The sequence below is a fragment of the Pseudomonas sp. ABC1 genome (genome assembly GCF_013395055.1).
In the GTDB taxonomy this organism is placed as follows: domain Bacteria; phylum Pseudomonadota; class Gammaproteobacteria; order Pseudomonadales; family Pseudomonadaceae; genus Stutzerimonas.
The window spans coordinates 3,678,000-3,692,040 of sequence record NZ_CP058349.1 but is presented as its reverse complement, the minus strand read 5'-3'; the positions used below and the strand labels follow the sequence as shown (position 1 = coordinate 3,692,040).

Genomic DNA, 14,041 nt, shown 5'->3' with positions numbered 1-14,041 from the left:
TATGAGCAGCCTTTCCATCACCCTCCCAGCCGCCCGACACCTGCCACGCCCGGCCTTGCTGCTGAGCCTGACAGTGCTCGCCCTGGTGCTTGGCTGGGCACTGTTTCCCGGCCTGTTCAGCCGTATCGACCCGCTGCTGGCAGTGCCGGCCAAGGCATTGCAGGCGCCCTCCGCCGAACACTGGTTCGGCACCGACCACCTCGGTCGCGACCTTTATAGCCGCACCGTGCATGGCGCCAGCCTGTCGCTGCGCGCCACCACCCTGGCGGTACTGATTGCCCTGCTGGTGGGCGGCGCGTTGGGGCTGATCGCCGGGTATTTCTCCGGGCGGCTGGATGCCCTGCTGATGCGCCTGGTCGAAGTGCTGATGGCGATCCCCTCGCTGCTGCTGGCGATGGCGGTGATCACCGTACTCGGCTTCGGCACGCTGAACATCGCCCTCGCGGTCGGCCTGTCCTCGGTGGCGACCTTCGCCCGCCTGAGCCGTGGCGAAGTGCTGCGCTGGCGTGGCAGCACCTTCGTCGAGGCGGCCATCGCCAGCGGCGTCGGCCATGGCGCCATCATCCTCCGGCATATCCTGCCGCATACCGCCGGCCCGGTGCTGGCGCTGGCCGCGCTGGAGTTCGGCGGCGCCGTACTGGCGGTTTCGGCGCTGAGCTTCCTCGGCTTCGGCGCCCCGCCACCCCAGCCGGAGTGGGGACTGCTGATTTCCGAGGGGCGCAATTTCATCGTCGCCGCCTGGTGGTACACCACCCTGCCGGGGCTGGTGGTCGCCAGCGTGGTGCTGGCTGCCAACCAGATCGCCCGCGCCATGCAGAGAGCCTGGGGAGAAAACCGATGAGCGAGACATTGCTGGAGATCAGCGGGCTGTCGATTGACTACCTCGAAGCGGACGGCACGCAGCCTGGCGTGCGCGAGATCGACCTGCACGTGCGGCGCGGCGAATTCGTCGCCATCGTCGGCGAGTCCGGCTCGGGTAAATCCACCACGGCGGCGGCGCTGATCGGCCTGCTGGCCGACAATGCGCGCATCACCGCCGGGCACATCGACTTCGAAGGCCTGGCGCTGCACGACCTCGACGAGCGCCACTGGCGCCAATTGCGCGGCGGCCGTATCGGCTTCGTGCCGCAGGACCCCGGCCTGTCGCTGGACCCGGTCAAGCGCATCGGCGGCCAACTGGTCGAGGCCATGCGCATCCATGGCGTGGCACACGCGGTCGCGCGCCGGCGCAGCCTGGAGCTGCTGCGCCAGGTCGGCCTGCGTGATGTCGAGCGCCTGGCGCGACGCTATCCCCATGAACTGTCCGGTGGCATGCGCCAGCGTGTGCTGATCGCCATCGCCCTGGCCAACGAACCGACGCTGATCATCGCCGACGAACCGACCAGCGCCCTCGACGTGACAGTGCAGCGGCAGGTGCTCGACCACTTGCAGCAACTGGCGCGCAAGCGGCAGATCGCCGTGCTGCTGATCACCCATGACCTCGGCGTGGCGATGGACCGTGCCGAGCGGGTGATCGTCATGCAGCAGGGACGCATCGTCGAACGTGGCAGCACCCGGGAGATTTTCCTGCGCCCACGCCACCCCTACACCCGCCGCCTGCTGGAAGCCGCTCCCAGCTTTGCCCAGACGACCGCCAGCGAGCGCCGACCACACCAGGACGGACCAGCTCTGCTCAGCGTCAGCGGTCTCGGCAAGCAGTTCGCCCACTGGCACGAAACGCTGCCGCCCGCGGTCGCCGACGTGTCTTTCGAAGTGCCGCGCGGCGGCACCCTGAGCCTGGTCGGCGAGTCCGGCTCGGGCAAGTCCACCACCGCGCGCATGATCCTGCGCCTGGAGCGCCCGAGCAGCGGCGGCATCCGTTTCGACGGCGAGGACGTGCTCGCCTACGCCGCCGCCGGCCTGCGCAACTACCGGCGCCGTGTACAGGTGGTCTACCAGAATCCCTACGCCTCGCTCGACCCACGCTTCACCCTGGCGCAGATCATCAGCGAGCCGCTGCGCGCCTTCGCCGTCGGTGACCGCACCAGCCAGCGGCAACGGGCGGCGCAACTGCTGGAGCGGGTCGGCCTGCCGGCGCACACCCTCGACAGCCGCCCCGGTCGGCTTTCCGGTGGCCAGCGCCAGCGCGTGGCCATCGCCCGGGCGCTGGCGCTGGAGCCGGAACTGCTGGTGCTCGATGAACCGCTGTCGGCCCTGGATGCCTCGGTGCAGAAGCAGATCCTCGACCTGCTGGCCGAACTGCAACGGGAACTGGGCCTGAGCTACCTGTTCATCTCCCACGACCTGGCGGTGGTGCGACAGATATCGGACCGGGTGGTGGTCATGCAGGCTGGCCGCGTGGTCGAGCAAGGCGACAGCGAACGGCTGTTCGAGTCCCCCGCCAGCGACTACACCCGGCGCCTGCTCAGCGACGTACCGGGCCAGCGCTACCTGGACAGCCTGGATTTCCTGGTGGCGATCTGACGGGGCAGCGCTCCCCGCCAGGGTGGCGACGTTGTCCAGGCCGTGAATCAGTCCAAATGGACTATGGAAGTTGTGCTTACAGTTTCTATAACCTGAGGATTGGAAAACTCCCACTCTTGCATACCGCCCAGGCAGTTGCCTGGCGAACGGTCACTTAGGCGCGCGCCGGCTCTCGGGCAAGGTGCGCCGCCCAATACCCGGCACACCTCGACACGGGAGCCCACCGGGCTTGAGTCGAAACGGCGGCCCTGACGAGTGAGACCATTATCGGGTTGCCGACCGCCGGGTATGCAGCAACGACTGCACAGGCAGCGGAAAAGCCATTCATTGCCGTCCAGCAATAATAAAGGAAACCACCATGGGTGCCCCCACCAAGCGTGACCAGACTCCAGCCGTTCGTTTCGCGCCGCTGCCTTTGGCCATCAGTCTTGCTATCACGGGTGCCCTGGGCAGCTTCGCCAGCACCCCGGCCTTCGCCGACTGTCCCCAGGGCTTCCCGGCCGACGGCAGCACGGTGATCTGCAGCGGCACGATTCAGGGCTATTCCGCCTTCGGCAACGACCTGGTCTTCAACATCCTCAGCGCGTCCGTGGTCAAATCCGGTGCAGAGGGCATGCCGTCGATGAGCTTGGTTGGCACCAACATCACGGTGAACAATGCCGGCCACTTCGACCCGACGGGCGGCAGCACCTTCACACAGCCGACCACCGGGTTGAAGATGGAAGGGATCGGTGCGTCCAACCTGACCATCACCAACAGTGTCGGCTCATCCATCCGCGGCGCCTCGGGTAACCTTTCGGCCGCTCTGGCCTCCTTCGATGGCATGGCCATCGACGTATTGAACTCCAGCGCAGGCCTGACCAGCATCACCAACAGCGGCATCATCAACTCCATAACCCTGTCGGGTACCACCGCGTCCGCCGAGATGAGGCCGGTGGTGGCCATCTATGGCGGAGGCGTGGTCAATTTCGTCAACAATGGCACCATCAACGGCAGGGTCGCCTTCGAAAGTTCCAGCACAGGCAACACCTTCACCAACACCGGCTCGATCCTGGGCAGCCTGTCGCTCGGCGCAGGTGGCAACAACCGCTTTATTGCCGTCACCGCTAGCGTGGTGTCCGCCAACGGCGCCAGTGCTGCGGCCCTGGGCAACAGCATTGGGGTCAACCTGGAATTCGCCCCGGTCGGGGTCATCGATGGCGGTGCGAACGGCAACAACACCCTGACCTTGCGCAACGCCATCAATAGCGGCACCGTCGGCACCGGTACGATCTCCTCGACGGTCTACACCAACTTCAGCAACCTGGTGGTGCAGAGCGGCTCCTGGGACGTCACCGGGGCGCTGCTGAGCGGCGCCACCACCAGCGTCAGCCTGGCGGGCGGAGCGCTGACGGTCAACAATGACGCCTTCGCCGGCACTGGCACGATCTCGGCCTCCGGCGGCACGCTCAGCAGCTCGGCCACCTTGCTGACGCTGGGCAACGACATCGAGCTGGGCATCAACGTCCCGGCGGGGAGCAGTGGCCTGATCCTCAGCGGTTCCAACGAAATCACCCTCAACGGCGTGATCTCCGGCGCCAACGCCTTCCTGATCAAGGACGGCGCCCACGTGCTGCGCCTCAATGGCGTCAACACCTACAGCAACGGGACCATCCTCAACGGCGGCACCACCATCGTCGGCACCAGCCAGGCCTTCGGTACCGGTGACATCTCCATCGGTACCACCGCGCGCATCGACTCCAGCACCGTGGTGACCCTGGACAACAACATCAACATGGGTGATAGCCTGATCTTCGGCGGCAGCAACGACCTGCGCCTCAACGGCGCGATCACTGGCAGCGCCAGCAACAAGCTGACCAAGACGGGCAGCGGCAACCTCACCCTGGGCGGCGCGAACAGTGCGTTCGCCGGTGGCATCGACCTCAACGCCGGCACCCTGACCGTCGCCAGCAGCGGTGCGCTGGGCAGCGGTACGCTCACCGCCACTGGCAACAGCCGCCTGGCCGTCACCTCGGCGCAGACGATCAGCTCCGCGATGACCGTCAACAGCGGTGCCACCCTGGACTTCGACACCACGGCCGCGACTACCCACAACGGCGGCATTTTCGGTACCGGCACCCTGGCCAAGACCGGCTCGGCAGACTTGCTGCTGACCACGACCAACAACTTCACCGGCAACTGGGACGTTCGCGAAGGCTCGCTGACCACAACGGCGGTCAACGCCCTGGGCAGCGATCCCGGTCTCAATGTCGCCAGCGGCGCCAGCGTCAGCCTGGGCGGCAACACCGACCTCACGACCCTGAGCGGCAGCGGCCTGGTAAGCACCGACTCACGCGTGACCGTCGGTTACGCCAACGTCAGTTCGACCTTCAACGGCCAGATCACCGGCCTGGGCAGCCTGCTCAAGGTCGGCAGCGGCACCATGACCCTCGGCGGCATCAACACCTACACCGGCGCCACCACGATCAACGTCGGTCGCGTCAATGTCGCGGCCGGCGCCAGCCTGGCCAGCAACCTGGTGACCGTCAGCACCGGCGGCACCCTCGGCGGCAGCGGTACCGTGAACGCGGTGACCGTCGGTATCGGCGGCCGCCTGGCCCTGAGCAGCGGCAGCACCCTGACCACCGGCTCCCTGACCCTGAGCAGCGGCGCGATCCTCGACCTCGCGCTGAGCGCGCCGACCCTGATGCCGATGCTCAACATCGTCGGCAACCTGTCGATCACCGCCAGCACCTTCAACATCACCGATGCCGGCGGCCTGGCCAACGGCAACTACCGCCTGTTGAACTACAGCGGCGGCCTGACCGGCACCAACCTCACCGCCGGCAGCACCCCCTCCGACCTGCTGTCGACCGACATCGGCCGGGTGTTCGACATCGCCGGCAAGACCCTCACCCTGGTGATCAACTCGCCAACCCTCGGCACCCAGTACTGGGACGGCAACAACACCCTGGCCAACGGCGTCATCGAGGGCGGCAGCGGCGTGTGGAGCTCCAGCGCGTCGAACTGGACCAAGGCCGATGGCAACACCAACCAGGCCTGGGCGGGCAAAACCGCGGTGTTTGCCGGCAGTACCGGCGTGGTGCTGGTCCAGGGGCAGCAGTTGGTCAACGCGCTGCAGTTCAAGACCGACGGCTACGTCCTCGTCCAGGGCGCGGCGGGCGCCCTCGACCTGGTCAATGGCACCGGCGGCACCGCCAGCGTGGTGACCGGCACCGGCATCAGCGCACAGATCGCCACGAGCATCAGCGGCACGGGCAAGCTCACCAAGAGCGGCGGCGGTACCCTGATCCTCAGCGGCAGCAACAGCTACAGCGGCGGTACCGTGCTCAGCGCCGGCACCCTGGTGGTGCGCAGTGACAGCGCCCTGGGCACGGGCAACCTGGTGCTGGGCAGCGGCACCACGCTGGTGGCCGACTCGTTCCCACCTTCCCTGAGCAACGCCCTGGTCACCAATGGTGTTTCCACCTTGCAGGTCAGCGTCAGCCGCCTGACCCTCGGCGGCGTCATCAGTGGTGCCGGCGGCCTGATCAAGACCGGCAGCGGCACCCTGGTACTGAACGGCAGCAACACCATGCTCGGCAATTTCAACCTGACTGCCGGTGGCCTGACCATTGGCAACGGGCTGGCGCTGGGTTCGGGGTCGCTGGTCACCAGCACCGGCACCACCCTCGACGCCGGCCTGCCCGGGGTGAGCGTCGACAACAACGTGGTGATCAACGGCGACCTGACCTTCCTCGGCAACCGCGACATGTCCCTCGGCGGCGTGATCTCGGGCACCGGCAACCTGATCCACAACGGCGGCAACGCCCTCAACCTGACCGGCGCGAACACCTTCGACGGCACCCTCACCCTCAAGGGCGGCACCCTGCGCCTGGGGCAGAACACCTCGCTGGGCAACGCCCAGCTCAATGTCACCGGCTCCGCCACCCTGCAGAGCGCCGCCAACATCAGCGTGGCCAACGCGGTGGACCTGGGCGCGATGCTGACCGTGACCGGCAGCAACGACCTGAACCTGAGCGGCGTGCTCACGGGCGCGGGCGAACTGCGCAAGAGCGGCACCGGCACCCTGAACCTGTCCGGCAACAACCAGGCGCGCACCGGCACCACCGAGATCGACAACGGCACCCTGCGCCTGGGCCATGCCAATGCCCTGGGCAGCGGCAACCTGAGCGTCAACGGCATCGCCACGCTGGAAAGCAGCAGTGCGCTGACCGTGGCCAACGCCGTGGATATCAGTGGCGTGATGACCGTGGGCGGTAGCAACGACCTGACCCTGAGTGGCGTGCTCAGCGGCAGCGGCGGCCTGACCAAGAGCGGTACCTCGACCCTGACCCTGGGCGGGGTGAACACCTTCGGCGGCACCTACCAGATCAGCGCCGGACGCCTGGTCAGCAACGTCGCCTCCGGCCTGGGCGCACCGAGCCAGGTCAACGTCGCCTCCGGCGCAACCTTGCAGATCGTCCAGGGCGGCAGCATCGGCCGTCTGGACGGCGCGGGCGCGGTCCAGCTCGACGCGGGCAACTTCTCCGTCGGTGCGGGCAGCTTCGGCGGGGCGCTCAGCGGCAGCGGCAACCTGGTCAAGACTGGCACCGGTACCTTGCGCCTCAATGGCAACAGCAACTTCTCCGGCGCCACCACCATCGATGGCGGTGTCCTGCTGGTCGATGGCACTCTCGGTTCCGGTAGCGTCCTGGTGAACAGCGGTGCCTACCTGAGCGGTGTCGGCACCCTGGTGGGCGCGGTGACCGTGGCCGATGGCGGCCACCTCGACCTTGCCGGCGGCTTCGTGATGAACCTCGGCTCGCTGGTGCTGAACAACGACTCCAATATCGACGCTACGCTGGGCGCGGCGATTCCGGGTGCGGCCGGCCTGGCCAACGTGGCCGGCAACCTGACCCTGGACGGCAAGCTCAATATCAGCAACGGCGGTGGTTTCGGTGCAGGTGTCTACCGCCTGTTCGACTACGGCGGCCTGCTGACCAACAACGGATTGGTGATCGGCACCCTGCCGAACGGCGTTCCGGCCAATGAGTTGGTCGTGCAGACCAACGTCGCCGGCCAGGTCAACCTGGTGGTGGGCGCTCCGTTCGACGTGCGCTTCTGGGATGGTTCGGAGCTGTCTGGCAACGGCAGCATCGAGGGCGGCAACGGCACCTGGAACAGCACCGCCACCAACTGGACCGGCGCCAATGGCAACCTGAACTCCGCCTGGCTGGATACCTTCGCGGTGTTCCAGGGCACTGCTGGGTTCGTCGACCTGACCAGCGCGCAGCGGGTCACCGGCCTGCAGTTCGTCACCAGCGGCTACAACCTCTACGGCAGCGGTGCCGGTGAGCTGGTGCTGGTCAACGGCAGCAATGGCGCGACCAATGTCCGCGTGGACAGCGGCGTGACCGCTGACCTGGACGTGAACATCAGCGGTGCCGGAACACTCAACAAGCTCGACAGCGGTACCCTTGTCCTCAATGGCAGCAACAGCTACAGCGGCGGCACGCTGCTGGCGGGTGGCCGGCTGGTTGTCGGCAACGACAACGCCCTGGGCAGTGGCAGCCTGCGGGTGACCACGGATGCCAGCTTCGCCAGCAATCGTCCCGTCAGGCTGGCCAACGATGTGATCCTTGACGCTGACCTGACCTTCAATGGTGCCGGTGGCCTGACCCTGGACGGTGCGATCAGTGGCAGCAAGGGGCTGATCAAGGAAGGGGCCATGACCACCCTGGTGCTGAACGGCAGCAGCAGTTACGCCGGCGACACCGTGCTCGACGCCGGCACCTTGCGGCTGGGCCACAACGACGCGCTGGGCAGCAGCGTGCTCAAGGTCACGGGCAGCGGTACGCTGCAAACCGTTGGCGTGACCGAGGTGAGCAACCGCCTGCAGATCGATGACAACCTCACCTTCGACAGCGCCGACAGCGTGAGCCTTTCCGGCCGCCTGGGCGGCGGTGGCGTGTTGACCAAGACGGGTACCGGTACGCTCACCTTGAGTGGTACCAATGACTTCCTTGGACAGATGAACATCTCCACTGGCCAGGTGACCCTGCAGGGCATCACCGGACTGGGGGCGCCCAGTGTCAACCTGCAGAGCGGCACCGTTCTGAAGGTCGCAGCCAACAGCACGCTGAACCAACTCACCGGCAGTGGCAACGTGGAGCTGGCCAACTCGACCCTGACGGTGAACGGGGGAGGACTCGGCGGCAGCTTCAGCGGCAGCGGCCACCTGACCAAGGTCGGCAATGGCAGTCTGATGCTTGCCGGCAACAGTGCGATTGGTGGCGCGCTCACTGTTTCCGCTGGCACCGTGGGAATCCTCGGCCCCTATGTCTTCAGCGCATCCGCCGTGAACGTTGCCAGTGGCGCGAGCCTGACCGGGCTCGGTGGCGCAACCTTCGACAGCACCGTGAACGTCGCCGACGGTGGCAGTCTCGGTCTCGCCAGTGGCAACACGATGATCACTGGCGCCCTGAACCTGAGTGCCAACTCCATACTCGCGGCTTCCCTCGGTGCGCCCGTCGATGGCGCGCCAGGCCTGCTGCGGGTCAATGGCAACCTGGTGCTGGACGGCAAACTCGACGTTACCGATATCGGCGGCTTCGGCATGGGCGTGTACCGCCTGATCGACTACACCGGTACCCTGACCGACAACGGCCTGAGCGTCGGCACCATCCCGGGCGGCCTGGCCACCAGCGACCTGGAAGTGCAGACCAGCACCGACAAGCAGGTCAACCTGGTGGTCGGCGGCGCAGCCGGTAATGTGCTGTTCTGGGACGGCAACACCACCAGCAACGGCATCATCGAGGGCGGCAGCGGCACCTGGGGCACGACCGGCAACTGGACCACCGCCAGCGGCAACTTCAACCAGGCCTGGCTTGATGGCGCCTTTGCGGTGTTCCAAGGCACGGCAGGCAGCGTGACGGTGGACGGCCTGCAGAACACCACCGGCCTGCAATTCCTCACTGATGGCTACACCCTGGCGAACGGCACGGGTGACGGTCTGAACCTGGTCAACGGCGTTACCGGCTTCACCGGCGTGCGCGTGGGCAGCGGCAACACCGCGACCCTCGCTGTCGCCCTGAGCGGCAATGGCACCCTGAACAAGCTGGAGAGCGGCACCCTGGTGCTCAACGGCGATAACAGCTACAGCGGTGGCACCTTGCTCAACGGCGGCACCCTCGTCGTGGGCAGTGACCTGGCCCTGGGCAGCGGCAGCCTGACCGCCGCCAACGGCACCGTGCTGGACAACAACCGTGTGTTCAGCCTGGGCAACGCGGTGGTGCTCAACGGCGGGTTGAGCCTCGCCGGCAGCAATGACCTGAGCCTGAGTGGCGTGATCAGCGGCAGCGGCACCCTGGTCAAGAATGGCAACACCACGCTGACCCTGAACGGCAACAACAGCTACCAGGGCGGCACCCTGCTCAACGCAGGCAGCCTGATCCTGGGCCACAACACGGCCCTTGGCAGCGGCGCGCTGAGCGTGCTGGGCAACACCAGCCTCGACACCAGCGCCGACCTGCACGTGGGCAACGCCATCGCCATCGCCTCGCAACTGACCCTCACCGGCAGCCACGACCTGACCCTGGGCGGCGTGCTCAGCGGCAACGGCAGCCTGATCAAGAATGGCCAGGGCGACCTGATCCTCGGCGGTGCCAGCACCTTCAGCGGCGCGACGTCGGTCAACGCCGGCAACCTGATCGTCAACGGCAGCCTCGCCAGCGCCAGCGTGCAGGTCGCCAGCGGCGCCGGTCTCGGCGGGGGCGGCACCCTGACGGGGGCCGTGAGCCTTGCCGATGGCGCCAGCCTCAACGTCGGCAGCGCCACCGCACCGCTGACCGTGGGCAGCCTGGCGCTGGCATCGGGCAGCAACCTGAACTTCGCCCTTGGCGCGCCGGGCAGCACGACTTCGCTGGTCAAGGTCAGCGGTGACCTGACCCTCGACGGCACCCTCAACATCAGCAACGCCGGCGGTTTCGGCATCGGCGTCTACCAACTGTTCACCTACGGCGGCAGCCTGACCGATAACGGCCTGACCCTCGACGACCTGCCGACCGACTTCGTCGCCAACCAGATGACCCTGCAGACCAACCTGGCCAACCAGGTCAACCTGGTGGTGGACAACAACGACGGCAACCTGCTGTTCTGGAACGGCACCAAGACCAATGCCGACGGCACCATCGCGGGCGGCAGCGGGGTCTGGGGGCCCGATACCAACTGGACCAACTCCAGCGGCAAGAAGAACGACGACTGGAGCGGCGGCCAGTTCGCCGTGTTCGGCGGTGCCAGCGGCACGGTCACGGTGTCGGGTGTGCAAACCTTCTCGGGTATCCAGTTCATCACCGATGGCTATGTGCTCGACGGCGGCGACGGCGATGCGCTCGAGGCGGTCAACGCGCCGGATGGCAGCCCGGCAATACTGCGCGTTGCCGACAGCAGCATGGCAACCATCCATACGGCGATCATCGGCACAGGCGGTATCGAGAAACTCGATACCGGCACCTTGTTCCTCACCGGCAGCAACAGCTACAGCGGCGGTACGACCATCAGCGGCGGTACGCTGATGGGCAACACCAGCAGTCTGCAGGGCAATATCGTCGACAACGCCAGCCTGATTTTCCAGCAGGACAGCGACGGCACTTTCGACGGCACCCTCAGTGGGACCGGCGAAGCCATCAAGCGCGGTGCCGGCACCCTGTTGATGACCGGCTACAACGACTTCAGCGGCAACTTCATCATTCAGGAAGGTGTGCTCGAAGTCGGCCGGACCGCCGCGCCGGTGGCCAGCGTGGCGCGCGTTGCCCGCTTCTCGCTGCTCGCCGCACCCGTTGGCGACGTGCTGGCGGCCAACGTCGTGGTCAACCAGAACACCGCGCTGACGGGCACCGGCAGCGTCGCCAGCATCCTCAACAGAGGCGTCGTACACCCCGGCGCCAACGGCAACCTGACCGTCACCGGCAACTTCACCAACACCAGCGACGGCACCCTGAGCATCGCCCTGACGCCGCTGCCGACCAGCCACCTGGACGTCGGCGGCAGCGCCAGCCTGGCCGGGAAACTCAATGTGTTCGCCATCGCGCCCTACAGCGGCGACACCACCTATACCCTGCTCACCGCTGCGGGAGGCATCAGCGGCACCTTCGACGAAGATAACGTCGACAGCCTTGGCAACAGTGGCCTGGCATTCATCGACACCGTACTGGACTACGGCACCAACGACCTGACCCTGTCGGTCAGCCGTAACGCCGTCGCCTTCGCCGATGTCGCCGAAACCGCCAACCAGCGCAGCACCGCCGCCGCCCTGGAGTCGTCCGGCGCACCGGCCAGCCTGCGCAGCGAGATCACCAGCCTCGACCGTGCGTCCGCCGTGGCCGCCTTCGACAGCCTCTCCGGCGAGATCCATGCCAGCACCGCCAGCGTGCTGCTGGAAGACTCCCGCCACCTGCGCAACAGCCTGACCGACCGCATGCGCCAGGCCGACTGTGGCGACGACCCGCGCAGTGTGCTGGCGCCGAGCGGCAACCAGCAGCAGAGCAGTTCCGGCTGCCAGGGCCAGGGCGTGGGCTGGATGAGCGTACAAGGCGCCTGGGCCGATCATGACGGCAGTCATGGCGCGGCCAGTGTGGATCGCGACCTCAGCGGCTTCATGCTGGGCTACGACAACGCCCTCAACGACCAATGGCGCGCCGGTATCGCCGCGGGCTACAGCAACACCGACCTGAAAACCCAACGCCATGGCGATGCCTCGGTCGACAGCTACCACCTGGCCAGCTACCTGAACTACCAGCAGGACGCCTTCTCGGCACGCCTGGGTGCCGGTTACAGCTGGCATGACATCGAGACCAAGCGCCAGGTCAGCGCCGGCGGCTACAACGCCGAGCAGAAGGCCAAGTACAAGGCCGGTACGGCGCAGGTGTTCGGCGAGGTGGCCTATGCCGTCAAAGCCGCAGGCGTGGCACTGGAACCGTTCGCCGGCGTAGCCCACGTTCGCCACGACAGCGACAAGGGCCGCGAGAAAGGTGGCGACGGACGCCTGGAAACCAGCAGCGAACAGAACACCACCTTCACCACCGTGGGTCTGCGCGCCGGCAAGGCGTTCACCCTGGACAACGGCACCACCCTGACCCCGCGCGGCAGCCTCGGCTGGCGTCATGCACTCGGCGACACCCGCCCGGATGCGGACCTGCGCTTCATCGAGGGCGGTGCGGCGTTCAGCAGCCAGGGCGTGGTAATCGCCCGCAATGCGGCGGTGGTCGAGGCCGGGCTGGACGTCGGCATCGGCGAGCACGGCAAGCTGGGGATCGGCTACAACGGACAACTGTCCAGCGACAGCCGCGACCATGGCATCAGCGTGAGCTTCAGCCTGGGCTTCTGAGCTGCAGGCCTTTCAACGTGTCGTGTAGCGCTTGCCGGCGAGGCGGGTGGCGCTACCGACACTGCAGGGATTCCCGCCTGTCCGGTACGTATTCTGCCTGGTCCACGACGCGGTGGCCTTACGCTCACCGTTCCTGTGCACATGCCGGGTGACGGCCAAGGGCATCTGGCAGCGCAAACCTGAAAATGCAAATATCGAATATAAAATAATAAATAACATTCGTTATTTTAATTATCAGAATAGAACGACAGGGTATTTCACAAGCCCCTGCGGCTTGCCTAAGGTACGCCCTCAGCGCCTGAACATGAGGGATCGAGAATGCCTGAAGCCCACCGCCAACCCCGCTGGCAACAACGCTATGGCGACGCCGCCACAGCCCCGCCGCAGTCCGACAATGCCTTGATCGAACAGTTGCTGGGGCACCGCAGCGTGCGCGCCTACCTGGACCAACCGCTGCCCGAAGGCACCCTGGAAACCCTGCTGGGTGCGGCACAATCGGCCGCGACGTCATCCAACCTGCAAGCCTGGAGCCTGCTGGCGGTCGAGGATCGCCCACGCAAGGAGCGCCTGGCGGCACTGGCCAACAACCAGGCACATATCGTCCAGGCGCCGCTGTTCCTGGTGTGGCTGGCCGACTTCGCGCGCGTGGCGCGCCAGGCCGAGCGTCATGACCGGGAACTGCACGCCGTCGAATACCTGGACAGCCTGCTGGTGGGCGGTCTCGACGCGGCCCTGGCGGCGCAGAACGCGGTGCTCGCCGCCGAAGCGCTGGGCCTGGGCACCGTCTATATCGGCGCCCTGCGCAACAACCTGCAAGCCGTGATCGATGAATTGCAGTTGCCGCCCCTGGTCTTCCCGGTGTTCGGCCTGTGCGTCGGCTACCCGGACCCGACCCTGCCGGCCGCCATCAAGCCTCGCCTGCCGCAGTCGGTGGTGCTGCACCGGGAAACCTACCGCCTCGACGAACAGGAGCCCCGGCAACTGGACGACTACGACCGCCAGGTCGAGGCCTTCTACCGTGCCCAGGGGCTGGAAAACCCTGCCTGGAGCCGACAGGTCATCGAGCGCCTGGCCAGCGTGGACAGCCTGCATGGCCGCGAGCGGATCGCCCAGGTGCTGCACCGACAGCGACTGGCCTTGAGCTGAGCGACGACTTGCAACGGTGCGCGCGGCGCACCCTACGGAGGGCCCACACGGCCCCATTACCGACCG

At 66.8% G+C, this 14,041-nt stretch carries 4 protein-coding genes; all 4 read left to right on the top strand.

Annotated features, from left to right (window positions below):
* Window position 1: 1 nt before the first annotated feature.
* Window positions 2-841: an ABC transporter permease gene (locus tag HW090_RS16245; RefSeq protein ID WP_179114503.1), complete on the top strand. Its 840-nt coding sequence runs from the start codon at window positions 2-4 to the stop codon at window positions 839-841.
* Window positions 838-2,463, top strand: coding sequence for an ABC transporter ATP-binding protein (locus HW090_RS16240; RefSeq protein WP_179114502.1), 1,626 nt, complete (start codon window positions 838-840; stop codon window positions 2,461-2,463). The genes HW090_RS16245 and HW090_RS16240 overlap by 4 nt, the downstream gene beginning before the upstream one ends.
* Before the next feature lie 358 nt (window positions 2,464-2,821).
* Complete coding sequence (locus HW090_RS16235; protein ID WP_179114501.1) at window positions 2,822-12,829, top strand: autotransporter-associated beta strand repeat-containing protein; 10,008 nt, start codon at window positions 2,822-2,824, stop codon at window positions 12,827-12,829.
* A gap of 318 nt (window positions 12,830-13,147) precedes the next feature.
* Complete coding sequence (locus tag HW090_RS16230) at window positions 13,148-13,975, top strand: NADPH-dependent oxidoreductase (RefSeq protein WP_179114500.1); 828 nt, start codon at window positions 13,148-13,150, stop codon at window positions 13,973-13,975.
* Window positions 13,976-14,041 lie beyond the last annotated feature (66 nt).